This window comes from Azomonas agilis (genome assembly GCF_007830255.1).
In the GTDB taxonomy this organism is placed as follows: Bacteria; Pseudomonadota; Gammaproteobacteria; order Pseudomonadales; family Pseudomonadaceae; genus Azomonas; species Azomonas agilis.
On sequence record NZ_VLKG01000005.1, the window covers coordinates 1 to 19,771 of the forward strand.

20 protein-coding genes, 1 tRNA gene and 2 rRNA genes are annotated in these 19,771 nt (G+C 50.9%); 15 read left to right on the top strand and 8 right to left on the bottom strand.

Annotated elements, in window-relative coordinates:
* From LX59_RS07660 to LX59_RS07705, 10 genes are all read left to right on the top strand, one after another.
* Positions 1 to 253 (top strand): 23S ribosomal RNA (locus tag LX59_RS07660); the annotation flags it as partial.
* A gap of 111 nt (positions 254 to 364) precedes the next feature.
* A 5S ribosomal RNA gene (rrf, locus tag LX59_RS07665) occupies positions 365 to 480 on the top strand.
* A 128-nt stretch (positions 481 to 608) separates the two neighbouring features.
* Entirely contained in the window at positions 609 to 1,379 is a 771-nt protein-coding gene (ubiE, locus tag LX59_RS07670; protein ID WP_144571271.1) for a bifunctional demethylmenaquinone methyltransferase/2-methoxy-6-polyprenyl-1,4-benzoquinol methylase UbiE, read from the top strand.
* 98 nt (positions 1,380 to 1,477) lie between these two features.
* Positions 1,478 to 3,103, top strand: coding sequence for a ubiquinone biosynthesis regulatory protein kinase UbiB (gene ubiB / locus LX59_RS07675; protein WP_144571485.1), 1,626 nt, complete (start codon positions 1,478 to 1,480; stop codon positions 3,101 to 3,103).
* Positions 3,104 to 3,116: 13 nt separating this feature from the next.
* Complete coding sequence (hisI, locus tag LX59_RS07680) at positions 3,117 to 3,509, top strand: phosphoribosyl-AMP cyclohydrolase (protein ID WP_144571272.1); 393 nt, start codon at positions 3,117 to 3,119, stop codon at positions 3,507 to 3,509.
* Positions 3,506 to 3,838 (top strand): phosphoribosyl-ATP diphosphatase, encoded by a 333-nt coding sequence (locus LX59_RS07685; RefSeq protein WP_144571273.1) that lies wholly within the window; start codon positions 3,506 to 3,508, stop codon positions 3,836 to 3,838. Before hisI ends, LX59_RS07685 begins: the two co-directional genes overlap by 4 nt.
* Positions 3,839 to 3,862: 24 nt before the next feature.
* Complete coding sequence (gene tatA / locus LX59_RS07690; RefSeq protein WP_144571274.1) at positions 3,863 to 4,102, top strand: twin-arginine translocase TatA/TatE family subunit; 240 nt, start codon at positions 3,863 to 3,865, stop codon at positions 4,100 to 4,102.
* 5 nt (positions 4,103 to 4,107) lie between these two features.
* On the top strand, positions 4,108 to 4,440 hold the full coding sequence (tatB, locus tag LX59_RS07695) for a Sec-independent protein translocase protein TatB (RefSeq protein WP_144571275.1): 333 nt from the start codon (positions 4,108 to 4,110) through the stop codon (positions 4,438 to 4,440).
* Between the two features lie 2 nt (positions 4,441 to 4,442).
* Entirely contained in the window at positions 4,443 to 5,210 is a 768-nt protein-coding gene (gene tatC, locus LX59_RS07700) for a twin-arginine translocase subunit TatC (RefSeq protein WP_144571486.1), read from the top strand.
* Positions 5,207 to 5,929 (top strand): 16S rRNA (uracil(1498)-N(3))-methyltransferase, encoded by a 723-nt coding sequence (locus LX59_RS07705; protein ID WP_144571276.1) that lies wholly within the window; start codon positions 5,207 to 5,209, stop codon positions 5,927 to 5,929. Before tatC ends, LX59_RS07705 begins: the two co-directional genes overlap by 4 nt.
* Here LX59_RS07705 and yccS read toward each other — a convergent pair.
* From yccS to LX59_RS07735, 6 genes are all read right to left on the bottom strand, one after another.
* Positions 5,919 to 8,132 (bottom strand): YccS family putative transporter, encoded by a 2,214-nt coding sequence (gene yccS, locus LX59_RS07710; RefSeq protein WP_144571277.1) that lies wholly within the window; start codon positions 8,130 to 8,132, stop codon positions 5,919 to 5,921. The genes LX59_RS07705 and yccS overlap by 11 nt on opposite strands.
* A gap of 8 nt (positions 8,133 to 8,140) precedes the next feature.
* A complete protein-coding gene (locus tag LX59_RS07715) occupies positions 8,141 to 9,043 on the bottom strand; it encodes an acyltransferase (protein ID WP_144571278.1) in 903 nt (300 codons plus the stop codon).
* 95 nt (positions 9,044 to 9,138) lie between these two features.
* Positions 9,139 to 10,587 carry an NADP-dependent succinate-semialdehyde dehydrogenase gene (gabD, locus tag LX59_RS07720; protein WP_144571279.1) on the bottom strand — a complete coding sequence of 483 codons (1,449 nt, stop codon included), beginning with the start codon at positions 10,585 to 10,587 and terminating at the stop codon, positions 9,139 to 9,141.
* A 32-nt stretch (positions 10,588 to 10,619) separates the two neighbouring features.
* Positions 10,620 to 11,534, bottom strand: coding sequence for a D-hexose-6-phosphate mutarotase (locus tag LX59_RS07725; RefSeq protein WP_144571280.1), 915 nt, complete (start codon positions 11,532 to 11,534; stop codon positions 10,620 to 10,622).
* 24 nt (positions 11,535 to 11,558) lie between these two features.
* Positions 11,559 to 12,260 carry a 3'-5' exonuclease gene (locus LX59_RS07730; protein ID WP_144571281.1) on the bottom strand — a complete coding sequence of 234 codons (702 nt, stop codon included), beginning with the start codon at positions 12,258 to 12,260 and terminating at the stop codon, positions 11,559 to 11,561.
* A gap of 1 nt (position 12,261) precedes the next feature.
* Complete coding sequence (locus LX59_RS07735) at positions 12,262 to 14,199, bottom strand: putative nucleotidyltransferase substrate binding domain-containing protein (RefSeq protein ID WP_144571282.1); 1,938 nt, start codon at positions 14,197 to 14,199, stop codon at positions 12,262 to 12,264.
* Between the two features lie 256 nt (positions 14,200 to 14,455).
* On the opposite strand from LX59_RS07735, the gene LX59_RS07740 reads away from it, so the two are divergent.
* Both LX59_RS07740 and LX59_RS07745 read left to right on the top strand, forming a co-directional pair.
* A complete protein-coding gene (locus LX59_RS07740; RefSeq protein ID WP_144571283.1) occupies positions 14,456 to 15,373 on the top strand; it encodes an ABC transporter ATP-binding protein in 918 nt (305 codons plus the stop codon).
* Positions 15,373 to 16,134: an ABC transporter permease gene (locus tag LX59_RS07745; protein WP_144571284.1), complete on the top strand. Its 762-nt coding sequence runs from the start codon at positions 15,373 to 15,375 to the stop codon at positions 16,132 to 16,134. The genes LX59_RS07740 and LX59_RS07745 overlap by 1 nt, the downstream gene beginning before the upstream one ends.
* A 4-nt stretch (positions 16,135 to 16,138) precedes the next feature.
* Here LX59_RS07745 and LX59_RS07750 read toward each other — a convergent pair whose 3' ends face one another.
* Together LX59_RS07750 and LX59_RS07755 are read right to left on the bottom strand one after the other, a co-directional pair.
* On the bottom strand, positions 16,139 to 17,041 hold the full coding sequence (locus LX59_RS07750) for a 23S rRNA (adenine(2030)-N(6))-methyltransferase RlmJ (RefSeq protein WP_144571285.1): 903 nt from the start codon (positions 17,039 to 17,041) through the stop codon (positions 16,139 to 16,141).
* 4 nt (positions 17,042 to 17,045) lie between these two features.
* A complete protein-coding gene (locus LX59_RS07755; protein WP_144571286.1) occupies positions 17,046 to 17,963 on the bottom strand; it encodes a LysR family transcriptional regulator in 918 nt (305 codons plus the stop codon).
* Positions 17,964 to 18,077: 114 nt separating this feature from the next.
* Here LX59_RS07755 and LX59_RS07760 point away from each other — a divergent pair, with 114 nt between their 5' ends.
* From LX59_RS07760 to LX59_RS07770, 3 genes are all read left to right on the top strand, one after another.
* The gene (locus LX59_RS07760) at positions 18,078 to 19,277 is read left to right on the top strand and encodes a YbfB/YjiJ family MFS transporter (protein WP_144571287.1); all 1,200 of its coding nucleotides are present in this window, start codon (positions 18,078 to 18,080) and stop codon (positions 19,275 to 19,277) included.
* A complete protein-coding gene (locus tag LX59_RS07765; RefSeq protein ID WP_144571288.1) occupies positions 19,265 to 19,486 on the top strand; it encodes a 2-hydroxymuconate tautomerase family protein in 222 nt (73 codons plus the stop codon). Before LX59_RS07760 ends, LX59_RS07765 begins: the two co-directional genes overlap by 13 nt.
* Positions 19,487 to 19,531: 45 nt before the next feature.
* Positions 19,532 to 19,608, top strand: a tRNA-Met gene (locus LX59_RS07770).
* Positions 19,609 to 19,771: the final 163 nt, after the last annotated feature.

Sequence of the window (19,771 nt, forward strand, 5' to 3'; positions counted from 1 at the left end):
TTAGTACGAGAGGACCGGGTTGGACGAACCTCTGGTGTTCCGGTTGTCACGCCAGTGGCACTGCCGGGTAGCTACGTTCGGAAGAGATAACCGCTGAAAGCATCTAAGCGGGAAACTTGCCTCAAGATGAGATCTCACTGGAGCCTTGAGCTCCCTAAAGGGTCGTCGAAGACTACGACGTTGATAGGCAGGGTGTGTAAGCGTTGTGAGGCGTTGAGCTAACCTGTACTAATGGCCCGTGAGGCTTGACCATATAACACCCAAGCAATCTAAATACGATTGGCCGAAAATGTGTGAACGTACCGCCTTAAAGCTTCTATCACAAATCTGAATTGGGCTAGCTTACCCTAGCCGTACCGAATTGCTTGACGACCATAGAGCTTTGGAACCACCTGATCCCATCCCGAACTCAGTAGTGAAACAAAGCATCGCCGATGGTAGTGTGGGGTTTCCCCATGTGAGAGTAGGTCATCGTCAAGCGCTTAACATCGAAAAGCCCCTCAATGAGGGGCTTTTTGTTTTATGCACGAAAAATTTGCGTAGCTTGCATGCCGATATGGTGATGTTTGGGGGTAGAATGATCCCTAAACTTTTTTGATGACTGAACCATGACCGATCCGCAAAACGAGCATGATGCAGAGCGCACAACCCACTTTGGTTATCAAAGTGTCCCAGAAAGCCTCAAAGCCCAAAAGGTGGCGGAGGTGTTCCATTCTGTAGCCGCTAAGTATGACTTGATGAATGACTTGATGTCGGGAGGCATTCATCGTCTATGGAAGCGTTTTACCATAGAGCTTTCAGGTGCACGCCCTGGGAATCGGATTTTGGATATTGCAGGGGGTACTGGTGACTTATCCCGACAGTTTTCCAAAATCGTGGGGGATGCTGGAGAGGTTGTTCTAGCGGACATTAATGCTTCCATGCTGAAGGTTGGCCGTGATCGTTTGTTGGATCAGGGAATCGCGCGCAATATCCGTTTTGTACAAGCTGATGCAGAAAAGCTTCCGTTTCCGGATAACCATTTTGATGTAGTCACTATCGCTTTTGGCTTGCGTAATGTGACTCATAAAGAAGCGGCATTAGAGTCCATGTTTCGGGTTTTGAAGCCCGGCGGCCGCGTTTTGGTTTTAGAGTTCTCAAAGCCAACCACTGCTTTATTGTCTAAAGTATACGACAGTTACTCGTTCAAAATTTTGCCTTTGATGGGAAAACTGATTACCCAAGATGCCGATAGCTACCGCTATTTGGCAGAGTCTATCCGCATGCATCCAGATCAGGAAACCTTAAAAGGGATGATTACTAATGCGGGTTTTGAGCGTGTGACCTATCACAATATGACCGGTGGGATTGTGGCATTGCACCGGGGTGTCAAACCCTGATCGTCTTGGGCCAATTAAAGTGCGTCGGGTGCCTACCCGCTTTACTGGTTTGGATACTACGCTCACCTCATTGCACTGATCCGTGAATCTGACTCATGATGAAGCTGTTTGCTGCTGCCCACCGCTTGTTGCGTATTTTTTTCATCCTTATTCGCTATCGTCTGGATGATTTAATTTTCGATTTGCCGATGCCCTTTTGGTTACGCTCTATGGGCTATTTATTACCTTGGCGTTGGCTGCCACGTCATAAATCTACCCACTCCCGTGGTGCCCGTTTGCGTTTGGCTTTGGAAGGGTTAGGGCCAATTTTCATCAAGTTTGGCCAGATTTTATCAACACGGCGTGATTTATTACCTACTGACATAGCCGATGAGTTGGCCTTATTACAGGATAAGGTTCCTCCTTTTGAGTCTGAGCGCGCCGTTGCCTTGGTAGAACAGCAACTTGATGCAAAAGTTGGGGATATTTTTGCTTGGTTCGACACTAAACCATTAGCTTCAGCTTCGGTTGCTCAGGTTCATGCCGCCCGTCTGCACACAGGGGAAGAGGTTGTTGTTAAGGTGATCCGGCCTGGCCTCAAATCCATTATCGATCAAGACTTGGCTTGGCTGTATTTGTTGGCACGAATAGCAGAAGCGGCCTCCAGTGAAGCGCGTCGTCTACATCTAGTAGAAGTAGTGGATGATTATGCTAAGACCATCCATGATGAGCTGGATTTGCTACGAGAAGCTGCAAACTCCAGCCAACTTCGACGTAATTTTGAGCACTCAGAGTTGCTGTACGTTCCGCAGGTATACTGGGATTATTGTCGGCCGCAAGTCTTGGTTATGGAGCGTATTTACGGCATTCCCGTTACCGACTTATCAGCCTTAGCCGCTCAAAATACCGACATGCGCCTTTTAGCTGAGCGCGGCGTTGAGATTTTCTTCACTCAGGTATTTCGGGATAGCTTTTTCCATGCAGACATGCACCCCGGTAATATTTTTGTTAGCACCCAAACGCCCCATGCACCGCAGTACATTGCTATTGATTGCGGCATTGTAGGTAGTTTGACTCCTGAGGATCAGGATTATTTAGCCCGCAATCTGATTGCATTTTTTAAGCGGGACTATCGCAAAGTGGCTCAGTTGCATATTGATTCGGGCTGGATTCCAGCAGAAACCAAGGTGAATGAGTTTGAGGCGGCTATTCGTACCGTTTGTGAGCCTATTTTTGAAAAGCCGTTAAAAGATATTTCCTTTGGCCAGCTTCTGTTGCGCTTATTCCAAGTAGCGCGCCGATTTAATATGGAAGTTCAGCCACAGTTGGTGTTATTGCAAAAAACGCTACTTAATATTGAGGGCTTAGGCCGTCAGCTTTATCCAGAGTTGGATTTATGGCGTACAGGACGGCCTTATTTGGAGCGCTGGATGTGTGAGCGTATGGGCCCTAAACACTTAGTCAATACGCTGCAAGTACAGTTGGAGCAAGTGCCTAGAGTCGCTGGTATGGCGCGTTCTCTACTGGAGCACTTGGCCCGCAATGCGGCTGAGCAGGGTCGCCCGGCACATCGAGTTCAACCAAGGTCTTCAGCTTTACTGTCTTGGGTTGGTATTTTGTTGTTAATTGGTGGCAGTATGCAGGCTAGCCTGTACTTAGAAGCTGCCCAATTGTTTTCGCTAACGGCTTGGTCTAGTTGGTTAATGCTGGGTGCTGGCTTGTGTATTCTCGTCGGTCGTCGTTGATAAAGGGCATGCCATGACTTGGTTAGATGAAGTTAAGTGGACGGCTGAGGGCTTAGTGCCTGCAATTGCTCAGGATCATGCAACCGGCCAAGTGCTGATGATGGCTTGGATGAGTCGCGAGTCTTTAGCCCTAAGCCTTGAAGAAGGCCGAGCTATTTACTGGTCGCGTTCTCGTAAAGCACTGTGGCGCAAAGGGGAAGAATCAGGCCACGTGCAAAAGCTAGTCGAGGTGCGCCTTGATTGCGATGCAGATGTATTACTGCTGCGGGTAGAACAACTAGGTGGCATTGCCTGTCATACAGGGCGTCAAAGTTGTTTTTATCGCGTATATGCGGATGGGCAGTGGAAAACCGTCGATCCGGTCATCAAAGATTCGCAGGATATTTACAATGGGCAGCGCTCATGAATGATACCTTAGACCGTCTGGCTGCTGTGTTAGAGGCGCGTAAGCAAGCGGCTCCCGATAGCTCCTATGTGGCTAGTTTGTACCATAAGGGTTTGAACAAAATTCTGGAAAAAGTGGGTGAAGAATCCATTGAGACAATTCTGGCTGCTAAAGATGCAGCCCAGAGCGGGGATTGCAAGGATGTAATCTACGAAACCGCAGACCTGTGGTTTCACTCTCTCGTGATGCTGTCTGCGTTGGGGCAACATCCTCAAGCAGTGTTGGATGAGTTGGATCGGCGGTTTGGTTTGTCGGGGCACGCAGAAAAGGCTGCGCGTTCTCAGTCCTGAATCTTATGTGTGGAGGTGACTATTATGGGTGTAGGTGGCATCAGTATTTGGCAACTCCTGATTATTTTATTAATTGTGGTGATGCTTTTTGGCACTAAACGTCTGAAAAGTTTGGGTAGTGATCTTGGGGATGCCATCAAAGGCTTTCGTAAATCCCTAAATACTGAGGAAGAGCAATCGCCTGCCGCGGTCGATAAGCGTCCTCAGACCTTGGAAGCTGAGGTCTCTAAAACCACTACGCATGACTCAGTTAAGAAAGGCTGAGTTCTATGTTTGAGATCGGCTTTGGTGAGTTGCTGCTGGTGGCCTTGGTGGCTTTATTGGTGCTAGGCCCTGAGCGATTACCCGTGGCTGCGCGTATGGCTGGGCTGTGGATCGGTCGTTTGCGCCGCAGTTTTCAAAGCATCAAGGCTGAGGTAGAGCGAGAAATCGGTGCGGACGAAATTCGCCGACAGTTACACAATGAGCGTATTTTAGAGCTCGAACAGGAGATGAATAAGACCCTTAGGGAGCCCGTCTCTATAAGTCCGCCGAGTCCTCCTGTACAGCCTTTCCAACAAGGCGATCTGTCTAAACCCGATTCTCATAAGCCAGAGTCATGAGTATTTCATCCAAGTCCGAGCATGATCAGGAAATGCCCTTGGTAGCGCATTTAGTGGAACTGCGCTCCCGTATTTTAAGGGCTTTGTTAGTTATTTTATTGATCTTTATTGCGCTGATGCCCTTCGCGCAGGATCTCTATACGTGGGTGTCTGCTCCGCTTCGGGCTTATTTGCCAGAGGGGGCTACGATGATCGCAACGGGGGTAGCTTCGCCTTTTTTAGCGCCCTTTAAGCTCACCCTGATGCTGTCTTTATTTTTAGCGGTTCCCGTGATTTTGCATCAAGTCTGGGGCTTTATTGCGCCGGGTTTGTATCAGTCCGAGAAGCGCATTGCTATCCCGTTGCTGATTTCTAGCATTCTGTTGTTTTACATTGGAATGGCCTTTGCGTTTTATGTCGTATTTCCCATCATGTTTGGTTTTTTTGCCAGTGTGACTCCAGATGGCGTGGCCATGATGACGGACATTGGCCAGTACCTAGACTTTATTCTGACACTGTTTTTTGCGTTTGGAGTCGCCTTTGAGGTACCAGTAGCTACCTTTTTGATGGTCTGGATCGGAATTTTAGATCTACAGACTCTGCGTGATAGTCGCCCCTATGTGATTGTGGGATGTTTTGTAGTCGGTATGTTACTGACTCCACCGGATGTTTTTTCTCAGACCCTATTAGCTATCCCTATGTGGATGTTGTTTGAGGTTGGCATCTTTGCTGCTGCTTTGGTGTGCCGTTCTGCGAAACACCCTCAGAATCTACCCTCTGAACACCTATGAATCTGCTGTTATTGATGCCCTCTGATTTGTTGGGGGCTGATCGTGCTTTAGTGCGTGATCCTCGGCAACTGAAACACCTGCATGAGGTACATCGAGCTGCCCAAGGCGATTGGCTGCGGATCGGAGTATCGAATGGTTTGATGGGGCGTGGACAGCTTGTGCGTTTGGAGGCAGAGGAAGCTGAATTGGTTGTGACGTTGGATCAACCGCCCCCTCCTAAGTTGCCTGTCACACTACTATTGGCTTTGCCTCGTCCTAAAATGCTACGTCGTGTGTTGCAGACGGTAGCCAGTATGGGAGTATCCCGCCTAGTATTGCTCAATAGCCAGCGTGTGGAGAAAAGCTTTTGGCAAACACCTTTTTTGGCTCCCGAGGCAGTACAGGAGCAATTGCTGCTGGGATTAGAGCAGGCTTGTGATACCCGGTTGCCCGAAGTTCAAATTGAGCCGCGTTTTAAGCCCTTTGTAGAGGATCGCGTGCCAGCCTTAGTGCAAGATACCTTAGGTCTAGTGGCTCATCCGGGAAATTATCCAAGCTGTCCTTGGGGCTTAGATTTAAACCAAAAGATAACTCTAGCCATAGGGCCAGAAGGCGGCTGGATTCCCTACGAGGTCACCAAATTGCAGGAGGTTGGTTTACAGCCGGTGCAATTGGGCGCTCGTATTTTGCGGGTAGAAACCGCAGTTGCTGCGCTATTAGCCCGCCTTTTTAGTGGCTAGGACTTAGAGTCTGATGCTCTAAGGGGCGTTGGCTGAGTGGCGTAGCGGTTTCTTGTAAGGCTTTTAGTTGCCGTGCAATTAAAGCCAATTGCCCGTACAGCAGCCGTGACAGATCCTCTTTGGCACTGTCGGCAGCTAACTCTAAACGTATGGCTAAAGCCTCTTCATTCAAAGCCAGCTCACTGGGATTTTGATGCTGGCGTAAGGCTTGGGCTAATACCTCTAAACCTTGGGTTAGGTGTTGTTTGGCTTCGTTGAGCAACTCATCATCCGTCTGTTCCGGTAGGCTTTGCCGATGGGCCCCAAGTCCAGATAGGTAATTCAGTAAAGTGTGGGAGTTACTGAGAAAGCGTAAGCCCGCCTCAGCATCACGGCAGAAGGGTTCAGGTTCCAGCAACATATTGGACAGCGTACTAGACAGCGCTGACTCGGCATTATGGGCGTTGCGGCGTGCTAACCGATAGGCCAGATCGTCGCGTTGACCACTGCGGTACTGATCCATAATTTGCTGTAGGTAGGCGCTGTTATTGCTCAGCACATTAGCGGCCATTTGGTTTAAACGACGGCCCTGCCAATCGGGCAGAATTAAAAATACCGCCCCTACTGCAATCAGACAGCCTAACAGCGTATCAAACAGACGCGGGAGAATGAGAGCATATCCATTTCCTACCTGATTGAAGCACAGCAACACCAGCAAGGTGATGGCTGCCGTCGCTAGGGTGTAATGGCTACCTCGGGTACTGAAGAAAATCACCCCCGCCCCCACAGCAAATAACACTTGAGTCTGTTGTGCTGGAAAGAGGGTGAACAAAATCCAACCGGCGATCAATCCAATCAAAGTCCCCAAAATCCGTTGTACGAGTTTAGTTCGTGTGGCTCCATAGTTGGGTTGGCACACAAAAACCGTAGTCAGCAAAATCCAATACCCCTGTTCGGGGTGAATGGCATGCAGCATCACGTAGCCGCACACCAAAGCCACCGTCATGCGCAACGCGTGGCGAAACAGTAGGGAGGTCGGTGTCACCTGAGCCACTAATCGCTCCCAAGCTTGGCTGAGTGATTGAGGCTGATGGTTGAGTAAGGTGTAGTCAGAGGGTAAATCTTGGGTTTCTGGGTTGTTGGCGTGGGCCAGCTTATCTTGCACACGCTCCAGATTGTTTGCTAGAGCCTGCAAGGAACGTAATAGACCGCGCCATTCCGGGTGTTCCTGCTGACGTAAAAAAGCTAAAGAAGTGCGTAACTCATCCATCGCTTGTGGGTTTTCGCTGCTGTAGCGAAAAGGTTCACGCATCAAGATGGCACTGGCCAGTCCAAAACAGGCTTTGGATTGCAGCTTGATCAACCGATGACAACGAAAGAGCACATCACTGTGGAAAAATGCCTTAGTCAGTGCCTGATAAGGATAGTGCGATGAGCTGACGCGCTCATGTAGATCTTGAGCGAGAAAATACAGGCGCAGGTAATGGTTAATCACGCGGTCGGAGCGTGCTTGGTGTAAGCGGTGCAATAAAATTTCCCGCGCTGCATTCATGGCGGCCACTACTTGAGCACTTTGGCGTGCTAGGTCTAGGCTACGGGCCTCCATATTCATGGGATAGCGTGGTTCAAACAAAGAGGCTTTAAGGCGGAAGTAACGCCCCAATTCCCGATAGACGCGGGCTAAGGCTTGTTCTACCGGTTGATGGACGAATAAAGCACTCCAAATAACCGAAAGGGCTCCATACCAAGCCGCTCCCAGCACTAAAAGGATGGGCTCATGCCAGAAGTCGGGTGATTCACCGCCGCGCTGATCCACGGTAATCATGCTGTAGATCGACAAAATCAGGGTGGCTGAGGCAATGGTTGCATAACGCTCCCCCAAGGCTCCGAGCATGACCAACGCAAAAGCCGATCCTGCCAAACCCAGCGCAAATAATAAGGGATAGGGGAAGAGTATCTCGACGGCAATGGCGGCAATGCCAAAGCAGATTAGAGTAACCAACAGAGCCTGTAGGCGACCTCGCCAACTGTCATCGGTTTCGGATAGAGCGCTGGCAGTAATGCCTAAAAATAGAGGGATGACTAGATCAAACTGGTTAAAAAACCAGCAAATCCCCATTGTGGTCGATAAAGCGACGAATACTCTTAGGCTGTAGCTAAACTTCTCCAAAGCCCAGAGGCGGCGCAGGGATTGGGTAAAGGTGAGTGTGGATAGGTCAGACATTCGGTAGCTCAACAGTGATCGTTAGAATGATGGAGCAAGTGTTCGATACGCTGATCTTTGTGATGCCAAAGTTGGTTGACCCAGTCTTGAACCTGTTGGCGAAACTTCGGGTCATTAGGATAGTCACCCTCATACAGCCAAGGTTCTAAGGGACGATACTCTATATCTACAATAACCTTAGATACCTGACCACTGAGTAGTTGCCAAAACCTTGGAGCTGATCCTTGTGGGTAAACGATCGTCATATCCAATACCCCTGCTAGCCTTGGCCCCAAGCTTGCCAGTACTAGAGCAATTCCTCCGGCTTTAGGTTTGAGTAAGTGCTGATAGGGTGACTGTTGTTGTTGCCATTTACTGAGGGTAAAGCGCGTGCCTTCTAAGTAGTTGACGATACTTACCGACTGGTTTTTAAAGCGTTCGCACGCTTTTTGGGTCAGTTCTAAGTCTCGGCCTTGTAGATGTGGATGGCGAGCTAAGGTTTGCTTGGAATAGCGCTTCATAAAGGGGTAATCCAGCGCCCAAAAAGCTAAACCTAAAAAAGGAATCCAAATCAACTCTTGTTTTAGGAAGAATTTGAAAAAAGGCACCTTGCCGGTAGTGGCATGCAACAGCGCGGGAATATCCACCCAAGACTGATGGTTGCACAGGATCAAATAAGAGCGATCTCGCCGTAAGCCTGTGGGGATGCGTACATCCCATTGGGTGGGAGTCATGAGCGAAAATAAAAACCGCGTCACCTTGGCCCAGGATTCAGCCAAGACATTAATGCCTTGAGTACAGAGGCGGTGGCTCACAGGCCAAGGAATGAGTTTGAATACGGCCAATATTAATAAAGGAAGGATTAATAAGACCGTATTAATTACCAGCAAACTCAGTAGGGATAGCCCAGTCAGTAAAGGACGTACTGGCATGATGGATGAAGCCTTTATTCAATTTATTTTTATTCTAGCGGTTTATGGTGCTGGATTTTTAAAAGGCATTGCTTGATTTCACAAAACCTTGTTTTTTATAAGCCAAGGCACAGATATTTCAGCTCCAGATAGTCCTCAATGCCGTATTTGGAGCCCTCTCGGCCTAAGCCTGAGGATTTGATCCCGCCAAAAGGCGCTACTTCGGTGGAGATCAGGCCTGTGTTAATACCTACCATGCCATATTCCAGCGCTTCCGAGACTCTAAACACGCGGCCTAGGTCGCGGGCGTAGAAGTAAGAGGCCAATCCAAACTCGGTGGCGTTGGCTTTCTCGATCACTTCTTCCTCGGTGTGGAAGCGGAACAGCGGTGCTAAGGGGCCAAAGGTTTCTTCGCGGGCCACTCGGGCACTATCAGGAACATCGACCAGCAGGGTAGGCTCAAAATAGCGGCTTCCTTTGGCGTGGGGATGGCCACCACATACTAAGCGCGCGCCCTGAGCCAGCGCATCGGCGATGTGCTCCTGTACTTTGGCTACGGCGCGCTCATCAATCAGTGGCCCGATTTCAGTATTAGGATCTAATCCATCACCTACTCGAAGTTTGGCTACCGCTGCCTGAAATTTTTCCGCAAAAGCTTCGTACACAGCGTCCTGTACATAGATTCGATTCACACAGACGCAGGTTTGCCCGGCGTTGCGGTACTTGGAGCTGAGGGCTCCTTTTACCGCTTCGTCTAAATTGGCATCGTCAAATACGATGAAGGGAGCGTTGCCACCCAGCTCTAGGGACACTTTTTTAATCTGAGGGGCGCTTTGCTCCAACAGCTTGGCCCCAATTTCGGTGGAGCCGGTAAAGGACAGTTTGCGTACTTTGGGATTAGTGCTGAGTTCGGCACCAATTTCACTGGCTGAGCCGGTAATCACATTGAGCACACCGGCCGGAATGCCCGCTTCTTCAGCCAGTACCATCAGCGCCAAAGCCGAAAAGGGGGTTTGGCTGGCGGGTTTGATGATCATGGTGCAACCGGCAGCCAATGCAGGCCCGGCTTTGCGGGTGATCATGGCGGAGGGGAAGTTCCACGGAGTGATAGCAGCGGTCACGCCGATGGGTTGCTTGATGACCAGAATGCGCTTGTCGGCTTGATGGGCCGGTATGGTATCTCCGTAAATACGCTTGGCTTCTTCGGCAAACCACTCAATAAAAGAGGCGGCATAGGCGATTTCACCCCGCGACTCAACTAAGGGTTTGCCTTGCTCCAAGGTCATTAACTGGGCGAGGTGCTCTTGGTGTTGCAAGATCAGCTCAAACCAGCGCCGCAGTTTGGCTGAGCGCTCTTTGGCGGTCAGGGCCCGCCAAGCCGGTAGCGCGCGCTGAGCCGCTTCTACGGCACGGCGGGTTTCGGCGGTGCCCATTTTAGGCACCTGACCTAAGATAGCGCCGGTGGCCGGATTATCCACATTGATGCTTTGACCGCTGTCCGCTGCTATCCACTGACCATCAAGGTAAGCCTGCTGACGAAACAATGGGTTTTGAGCAATAGACATAGGTTTCTCCTTGAGGCCGTTGGGCGAGGGGATCAATCAAGAGGTTCAGTCCATAGCTGGAGCGTCAGGCGACTCCGGCCATCGGGTGCTAACTTTAGGCTGTCTTCCAAAACATTAGCCGTTTCGATGCACAGCATACGTTGCCAAGCATCATCCGCAAATTGGGATAAGCGTTTGGCCTTGTCGACCCAAGGGTTCCAGACGATGGCCGACTCTGAACCTTCGGCCTTGAGGCAAATTTGGCGACCCCATAAAGGATCTTGGATGCGTAGTAGGGGGGGGGTATGCAGATAAATGCGGTCGGTTTCGCCCTGAATCGACAGATCACCCTGTTGTTGGCGCTCTTCCCAACCCTCTAAGGTTTCGAGGTAACGGCATCCGCTTAAGCCCTGAATACTGATTTGGCGAATATCGCTCACGGCTAAATAGGTATGTAAAGCTTGGCTTAAGCAGGCAGGACGATCGCTGAGGTTATGGTTTTCCAAGGTAATGCTCAGGCGATCACTCAGGCTGATGCTGAGTTTGGGCTGAACTGCGTGGGGCCAGTGCGGGAGCTCCTTGGTGCTAAGACTAAAATTTAGACAAATCTGGTTAGCCTCACTGATTAAGTCATCCAGTTGCCAAGGCAGGCTGCGCGCTAACCCATGCGCGGGGGCTTGGGTGGGTTGCAGGTACATGGCCTGTATGGGCGTTGGATTGCGGGCTAAATCGCCAAACCAAGGCCAACATAAAGGAATTCCCCCTCGAACAGATTGGCCGATCTGGAAGCTGGCCTGTTCACTGAGCCAAATAATGGGCGGTTCATCGGTTCGCTGGTAGCTGAGAATTTGAGCGCCTTGTTCGGCTACCAATAGTTCAGCATCCGCACTGCGGATACGCCAGCAAGCCAGTGCTCCTAGGTGGCAGCGTTCTAGGTGCCAAGCGGTTTGGGGGACAGACTCAGACACAGGAATTCTCCTAAATAACACACCCTAAAATGCAAGGGTATTTGCTTGCTGTTTGCGCCGCCAACTGGCCAATCGCTGTTCTAGTTGAGCTAAGTTTTCAATGCCTCGTGATTGAGCCTGTTTAAACAAAATTAAGGCAATTTCGGCGGTGACTAGGGCATCAGCGCTAGCATGGTGGCGTTGATGGACGTTGAGACCAAAATATTTAACCCAATCATCCAACCCCGCTTTATCCAGCTTGGCATCGGGGTTGAGCATCGGGGCTATTTCAGCCACGTCAAAAAAGGGATGCGTCAAGCGATAACCTAGGGTTTTACGCAAAGCACGTTCTAACATCTGCTGATCAAAACGGGCGTGATAAGCCAAGAATGGGCTATTGCCCACAAACTCCATTAAAGACAGCAAAGCTTTAATGGGATCCTCACCCGCAGCAAGGGCACTGGGGGCGATACCGTGGATGAGTACGCTTTCAGTGACCTTGGTGATATTGCGGTATAGGGTGCGTTCAAACAGTTGATTGAAAGGGATAGCCCCTTGGTCAATGACCACCGCCCCAATAGAAATCACCAGATCACGTCTGAGGTCAAAGCCTGTGGTTTCTAAATCCAACACCACCAGCCGTTGTTGTGCCAAGGAATGAATATCTAAAGCCTCTGGGGAGAGCAATTTCCCCAAACGGTATAGATACTCAGGTTCTAACTCGGGTTTACGAAAGAACCAGCTCATACTACAGGTGATAGCGTAAAGCGAGGCTGGCTTGTAAACGCTGAGCCTGGCGGAAGGATTCACGCAAAATCCGACGATCCAAGTGGTTTAGGGTATCGGGATCGAGGCGGTTGGAATAGGGTTTGCCCTCTCGAGCTTGCTGTTGATGATGTTGCATACGAGTCTGCTGAATAAATTGATAGGCTTCTTTATAGGCCGAACCGTCTTTAGCTTCAATCACACCGGCATCAATCAATTGTCGTAGACGCTCTAAAGTGTTGGTAGTGGCAATGCCATTGGCCAGTGATAGTAAGCGTGCGCCATCCACAAAGGGGGTCAACCCCTGCTCTTTGATGTCTAGGGTTGGGATCTTATCGTTGCCTTTGCGGGATACGACAAAATCCCGGAACCGTCCGATGGGTGGGCGATGGCGCAGAGCATTTTCAGCCATCAAGCGCTGGAATAAGCTAGCCTGTTCGATGAGATCCAATAATTCGTTGCGCAGTTGCTCATAGCCGCTGATTGGCCCCCATACTGGGCGCAGATCAAAGAAAATCGAGCTGCCCAATAGGTGCTCTGGGGTTGACTCAAAAACAAAGGATTGGAAGCGTTTTAGCCATTCGATGCGCGATAGGCACAGGTCTGGATTTCCGGCCATGATGTTGCCTTTGCACAGCGCAAAACCACATTGAGCTAGGTATTGGTTGATGCGTTGGGCAACGGGCAGTAGTAAGGTACGGACGCGCTGCGCCTCGGCGGGGTTGTCGGCCTCAAATAAAATGCCGTTATCTTGGTCGGTGTACAGCGTTTGCTCGCAACGCCCTTCGCTACCAAAGCACAGCCAAGTGAAGGGAATCCCCGGATCGCCCACTTCCTCTAAAGTCAGCTCAATCACCCGGGAGACAGTATGGTCGTTGAGCAAGGTGATGATGTGGGAAATTTGGGTAGAGGAAGCTCCGTGGGCCAGCATGTTGTCCACCAACTGGCAGATGCGGCGGCGCAGTCCCACTAGGGATTCGATGCGCTCGGCATGACGGATGGTCTGCGCTAAATGCACCAGATCCACCCGTTGCAAGGAGAACAGATCCCGCTCCGACACCACGCCTTTTAATTGGCCATTTTCCACTACGCACACATGGGTAATGTGGTGTTCGGTCATGGCGATGGCGGCATCAAAGGCACTGGCTTCTGGGGAGAGCGAAAACGCCTGTTGGGTGGAGGCTTGTCCAATGGGCTTGATCAGATTATCTACCCCTGAGGCAATCACTTGGCGTAAATCCCGCAGGGTAAAAATGCCCAAGGGATGCTGGTCGTTGTCCACCACTACAATGCTGCCGATATTGTGCTCATTCATCAGGCCCACAGCTTCATTCAGCGGCAAAGCAGGCAGGCAAGAAACGGGCTGGTGCAGCGCTAATTCGCCAAGCCGTGCCTCTAACGAATACTGTTCGCCCAGACTTTCGGCAGCGCGCCGTTGTACCTGTAGGTTGACCTGTTCCAGTAGGCTGCTGACTCCGCGAATGGCGAAATCCCGAAACGGGGACGAGAGCGACAGCAGTTTGACAAAGGAGGCCTTATCTAAGACCAAGCAGAAGGTGTCTTCAGCCGCCACATGGGTGGTACGGGTGGCGCGCTCCCCCACCAATGCTGCCATCGGAAAGCATTCACCCACCGTCAAATCGAAAGCCGGTTCTGCCTGCTCACGGGTGGCCTGTAAGCGTTCTCCGTAAACACGTCCTTGTTTGATAATAAAGAAGTGTTCGACCACTCCGTCTTGAGGGCTGAGCAGGGTTTCGCCGCTGCTGTAAAAACGCAACTGGCAGTTTTCCACCAGAAAAACCAGATGCGCTGCTTCCATCTGGTTAAAGGGGGGAAATTTTTGTAAAAACTCCATTAGCCCCTGAATATTTTGCAAAACGGCGGTCTTGCCCGCCTTGGCGAACGCATCAGCTTTGCCCATGGCCATGACTTCCAAGTGGTTGTTTTTTAATAGTCTCTGGCGTGCCTTGTGAGCGCCCATTGGACGTAAGTCTAGACCGATCTGTCCATTTACGGACTTGGCTTAGGGCAGTAAAGCATAGCCTTTGATGTCGCACTATAGCGGCTGGTTGCTTCCACAATAGAGGCAAGAGTTGATTCCAGAGCAGGGCAGCAGCTTAGGAAGCTTTTCTCTACAATCGTTCTTTTCTATCGTACTCTGAACCTGCGGTACTGCCATGATTGCCATTGAACATCTGAGTAAAACCTATGCTTCCGGGCATCCGGCGCTTAAATCCATCAACCTCAATATTCGGCGTGGGGAGATTTTTGCTCTTTTGGGGCCGAATGGAGCGGGTAAAACTACCCTCATCAGTATTATTTGTGGCCTTGTAAACCCAGGGGCTGGGCGTGTTCTGGTCGATGGCTACGATATAGTGCAAGACTATCGGGCGGCGCGTACCTGTATTGGGCTGGTGCCGCAAGAGCTATACAGTGAAAGCTTTGAAACCGTCTGGGCCACCATTCGTTTTAGTCGAGGATTATTCGGTAAAGCCCCTGACGATGCCTATTTAGAAAAGCTGTTGCGGGATCTTTCGCTATGGGACAAAAAGGATGCGCGCATTCTGGACTTATCCGGCGGCATGAAGCGGCGGGTGATGATTGCCAAAGCCTTGTCCCACGAGCCCAGTGTACTTTTTTTGGATGAACCTACCGCCGGTGTGGATGTGGAGCTACGGCGTGATATGTGGGACATGGTGCGGGCGCTGCGTGATCGGGGTGTGACCGTTATTTTGACCACCCACTACATCGAAGAGGCCGAGGAAATGGCCGATCGCATTGGCGTGATTCGTCAGGGTGAAATCATTCTGGTGGAAGAAAAAGATCGACTGATGCGCCAATTGGGTAAAAAGCAATTGATGGTGCAATTGCAACACCCCTTGCTTGAGCCACCGCCTGAGCTACAGGTGTACGCGCTGGAATATTCAACCGATGGGCAGACCCTGACCTATACCTTTGACGGCCACCAAGAGCACAACGGTATGGCGGAATTACTGCGACAACTGGTCGAGTTGGGTATTGATTTTAAGGATGTGCAAACCCGTCAGAGCTCTTTAGAAGAAATTTTCGTCAATCTGGTAAAGGCGCACCCTTAATGAATTTTTATGCCGTTCGAGCCATTTATCTGTTCGAGTTACAGCGCGCTTGGCGCACTCTACTGCAAACCATTGCCACTCCGGTGATCTCCACCTCACTGTATTTTGTGGTCTTCGGCTCCGCCATAGGCTCTAGCATGGCTGAGGTGCAGGGGGTTAGCTATGCCGCCTTTATCGTACCGGGTCTGATCATGATGATGCTGTTGACCGAGAGCACGGCTAACGCTTCCTTTGGCATCTATATGCCGCGCTATTCCGGCGCGATTTATGAGGTGTTATCCGCTCCAGTATCGGCCCTTGAGATTTTACTGGGCTATGTGGGGGCTGCCGCTTCTAAATCCATCGTTTTGGGCTTGTTGATTCTGCTTACGGCGCGTTTATTCGTGGACTATCAGATTGCTCACCCGATTTGGATGGGCGTGTTTTTAGTATTAACCGCCGTCACCTTCAGCCTGATGGGTTTTATTATCGGTTTATGGGCCGATGGTTGGGAAAAACTGCAAATCGTCCCCGCGCTGATTATCACGCCTTTGGCATTTTTGGGCGGCAGTTTTTATTCCATCGAAATGCTGCCTCCAATCTGGCAAAAGATCGCCTTGCTTAATCCGGTGGTGTACCTGATCAGCGGATTCCGTTGGAGTTTTTACGGGATTTCTGATGTGAATCCGCTGATCAGCTTGGGCATGACCCTCGTCTTTTTAGCGATCTGCTCCTTGATTGTGCGTTGGATTTTCAAGACCGGCTATCGGCTGAAAAACTAAAGGTTTAGCGTTTGATCCCTTGGCTGGTGCGAGGTTTGCGCGCAGGGGAGTTGGGGCTGGTTTGAGGTTTGCTCTCTTCGATTAACCAATCCAGCCGCCAACCGCCTTGGCTTTGTGCCAATTGAGTGGCCAGCCAAGGTAATAGCTCTGCCAGTTCCTCCTCCAAGCCCCAAGGCGGATTGCTGATGATTAAACCGGAGCCGTTTAAGCGTTCAGCGTTGTCGGTGGGATGGATCCAGAGTTCAGCCCGCAGCAGTTTAGGCGCTGTGCTTTGGCCGAGGTCTTGATAAAAACGCTTGAGCTGCGCTTCGGCTTTGATGGGGTACCAAATCACCACTAGGCTTTGGCGCACCCGTGCAATGGCTTCGTTCAGGGCTTGTACGCAGCGCGTCAGCTCGTCAGCTTGCTCAAAGGGTGGGTCAATCAGCAGCAGCACGCGCTTTTCGGCCACGGGCAATAGGGCGCGTGGCAGATGCCAGCCCTCTCCGCGATGCACCGCGACGCGCTCATCCTGACGCATATTTTCTTTCAGTAACGCACCGTCTTCAGGGTGCTTTTCGTTCAGATACAGGCGATCTTGCGGGCGGGATAAGTAGCGCGCCAATTCCGGGGAGCCGGGATAGTAGCGTAGTTGCTCCGGGGTATTTAGGGCTTGGATGCAGTCTAAATACTCATTGAGTAATGCGGGACGTTCAGGCGCATCCCAAATACGGCCAATCCCTTGTTGCCATTCTCCCGTGCGGGTGGCTTGGCTGGCCGTGAGGTCATAAAGCCCCACACCGGCATGGCTATCTAAGTAGGCATAGGGCGCTTCTTTACGGGTGAGTAGGGTTAATATTCGGGCTAATACCAGATGTTTGAACACATCTGCATGGTTGCCTGCGTGAAAGGCATGACGATAATTCAAAAGCTTACTCCGTATCGGTGTGGAGGAAGGGGGAGCCGTCAGTATTTAGGACTTGCTGACGCAATAGGCTCAGTAAAGGCTCTAGGGCGGGATTGGGGGGCAGATCCTTACGATGCACTAATAAGGTGGGGGTTTGGGCCAGATCCCTATCAATAGGTAGCCAATCCACCAAAGCGGATCGTGGATGACGTTCTTTAAGGCTGGCCGGAAGCAAGCCGACACCCATGCCAGCGGCGACGCTGGCGAAAATGGTTTCTACGGAGCCATAGCTTTGGCGAACCGCTACCGGAGCGGCCTGACGCTCGGCCCAGCGCTCTAAACGCTCTCGGTAGTGACAGCCTGCTGGAAAACCCAGCAGCGTCAGCGGGGTAGCTAATACCTGTTCGAGGCGGTATCCCTTGGGGATGACCAACTCTAGGCGCTCACGCCAGATGACTTCGACACATAACTGGGGATGTTCATAAGGCCCGCCGATTAAGGCTGCATCCAGTCGCTCCTCCAGTACCTCGCCTAATAACCAGCGGCTGGTACCGGTAATCAGGTTCAGGCTAATCTGAGGGGCATGGCGATGAAAGTCAGCCAGTAATTCTGGCAAACGTACCGCTGCACAAGTTTCCATTGAGCCTAAGCGCAAAGTTCCTGCCCAAACATCCTGACGCACACTGTGCCAGGCCCGTTGGCAGAGTTGCTCTAACTGTTGAGCATGGGGCAATAGGCGCTCACCAGCTAAGGTTAAACCCAATTGACGGGCTTGGCGCTGAAACAAAGGCGTGCCCAATTGTTGCTCTAACTGACGCAAGCGGGCGGAAACGTTGGAAGGCACACAATGCAGCTGCCGTGCCGCTGCACTGAGAGAGCCTGTACGGCTAACTGCTAAAAAATAGTGCAAGAGCTGTGGATTCAAGCGTTGCCAGACGGACATAGTTCATCACTTTTAGTGAAAGACTGCTGCATTATTTTTCACTATGAGTAGTAGTGATACAAGGGTTAAGGTGGTGCGAACAACAACATCCACCGCCTGTGTAGGTGCATACCCATGCCAAGGATTTCACCCGTACAAACCGCATTGGCTTTGCTTGCAGGAAGCTTGGCCTTGATTGTGGTGCATTCTTTAGGGCGTTTTGCCTTCACGCCTTTGCTGCCCCACTTTTTAAACGATGGTCTGCTGACTCTTGAGCAAGGAGCTCGGCTGGCGACTTGGAACTATGTGGGGTATCTATTTGGAGCGCTGTCGGCTTTGATCTTGCACGCCCCAGAGCGTCAGCGAGTCGCCTTGCCGGTTGCGCTGTGCCTGAATGCTTTAATCACACTGGCTCAAGGATTTACGGATTCTTACGTTCTGTTGTGGGCTTTGCGTCTGCTCAACGGCTTAACTAACGGTTTAGTATTTGTCTTGGCCCCCGCTTTGGTGCTGGAGTGGCTAAATCGTCATCAGCAGGCGCGTTTAAGTGGCTTAGTTTATTTAGGATTTGCCTTTGGTTTGCTCGTCTCTAATGTGTTGGCCAATGCGTTGGACGAGCAGGTGCAAGGAGCCCAACGTTGGTGGCCGATGGCCGCTTTGGCCCTGCCCTTAGCGGTAATTAGTGCGCTGTTATTGGCACGTTTGGAGACAGCGCCGCAAAAAGCCCAGCATTCAACCTCAGCAGTGCGTAGCCCATTATTTGATCGAGCCAGTACGCCCTTATTTATTGCCTATGCTGGAGCGGGTTTAGGCTACATCTTACCCATGACGTTTCTACCTACTTTGGCTCAGCAACAGCTCCCAGCCGGTGATCCTTTGGTAGGCTCCATTTGGTATTGGACGGCTTTGGCGTGCATGGGCGGTATTTTGCTTTGGAATTACCTTAGCAGCCGTTGGGGGGATCGTTCTACTTTATGCGCAACCTATGCTGTACAAGCGGTGGGAGCTGTAGCCCCTTTGGTATGGCCGGGTAGTTTGGGCATTAGCCTGTGCGCGCTGTTGGTGGGTAGCAGTTTTGTGGGCAGTGTATTTCTCACTCAACGTTTGGCCCGCAACCTTCAACCCCATCAAGGGCCACGTTTATCCGCCGCTTTAATTGCTTTATACGGCGTAGCCCAACTGTTGGGGCCTTGGTTAGCTGAGTTATGGCTGTCCTTGGGGGGGACTTTGACGCAGAGCTTTGCTTTAGGTGCTGGTGCTTTGTTGTGGGCTTGGTTTTTCTCTTGGCTGACACCCAGCCAACCTTCTCAGGAGCTTATAAAATGCCCTACGTAAATATCCGTATTACACGCGAAGGTGTAACGCCTGAGCAAAAGCGACAGCTCATTGAAGGGGCGACCCAGCTTTTGGCGGATGTATTGGGTAAAAATCCTGCAACGACCTTTGTGATTATTGATGAAGTAGATACCGATAATTGGGGCATTGCCGGGATTCCCGTTACTGAGCGCAGGCTTAAAGAGCGAGCATCACAACAGGATAAATAAATCTTGACAGCTTAAGGCTGGGTAAGAATAATGCGCGCCTGCGATGGCTACGTAGCTCAGTTGGTTAGAGCACGGCATTCATAATGCTGGGGTCCGGGGTTCAAGTCCCTGCGTAGCCACCATGTTCATGCTTCGGAATGCTTCCACATGACTCCGAAGCCACAAAGCAGGCCGCTTATTGCGGCATTTGTTGTCTCTGCATGTTTTTACATGCTTCCATATATTCCCGCCTTATTAGTATGCTTTCGAGTATGTGATCCAAACATACCCAAGTGAGGCATACCA

Coding starts and splice junctions, on each gene's coding strand:
- ubiE (WP_144571271.1), top strand. CDS start 609: ATGACCGATCCGCAAAACGAGCATGATGCAGAGCGCACAACCCACTTT.
- ubiB (WP_144571485.1), top strand. CDS start 1,478: ATGAAGCTGTTTGCTGCTGCCCACCGCTTGTTGCGTATTTTTTTCATC.
- hisI (WP_144571272.1), top strand. CDS start 3,117: ATGACTTGGTTAGATGAAGTTAAGTGGACGGCTGAGGGCTTAGTGCCT.
- LX59_RS07685 (WP_144571273.1), top strand. CDS start 3,506: ATGAATGATACCTTAGACCGTCTGGCTGCTGTGTTAGAGGCGCGTAAG.
- tatA (WP_144571274.1), top strand. CDS start 3,863: ATGGGTGTAGGTGGCATCAGTATTTGGCAACTCCTGATTATTTTATTA.
- tatB (WP_144571275.1), top strand. CDS start 4,108: ATGTTTGAGATCGGCTTTGGTGAGTTGCTGCTGGTGGCCTTGGTGGCT.
- LX59_RS07705 (WP_144571276.1), top strand. CDS start 5,207: ATGAATCTGCTGTTATTGATGCCCTCTGATTTGTTGGGGGCTGATCGT.
- yccS (WP_144571277.1), bottom strand. CDS start 8,132: ATGTCTGACCTATCCACACTCACCTTTACCCAATCCCTGCGCCGCCTC.
- LX59_RS07715 (WP_144571278.1), bottom strand. CDS start 9,043: ATGCCAGTACGTCCTTTACTGACTGGGCTATCCCTACTGAGTTTGCTG.
- gabD (WP_144571279.1), bottom strand. CDS start 10,587: ATGTCTATTGCTCAAAACCCATTGTTTCGTCAGCAGGCTTACCTTGAT.
- LX59_RS07730 (WP_144571281.1), bottom strand. CDS start 12,260: ATGAGCTGGTTCTTTCGTAAACCCGAGTTAGAACCTGAGTATCTATAC.
- LX59_RS07735 (WP_144571282.1), bottom strand. CDS start 14,199: ATGGGCAAAGCTGATGCGTTCGCCAAGGCGGGCAAGACCGCCGTTTTG.
- LX59_RS07740 (WP_144571283.1), top strand. CDS start 14,456: ATGATTGCCATTGAACATCTGAGTAAAACCTATGCTTCCGGGCATCCG.
- LX59_RS07745 (WP_144571284.1), top strand. CDS start 15,373: ATGAATTTTTATGCCGTTCGAGCCATTTATCTGTTCGAGTTACAGCGC.
- LX59_RS07755 (WP_144571286.1), bottom strand. CDS start 17,963: ATGTCCGTCTGGCAACGCTTGAATCCACAGCTCTTGCACTATTTTTTA.
- LX59_RS07760 (WP_144571287.1), top strand. CDS start 18,078: ATGCCAAGGATTTCACCCGTACAAACCGCATTGGCTTTGCTTGCAGGA.
- LX59_RS07765 (WP_144571288.1), top strand. CDS start 19,265: ATGCCCTACGTAAATATCCGTATTACACGCGAAGGTGTAACGCCTGAG.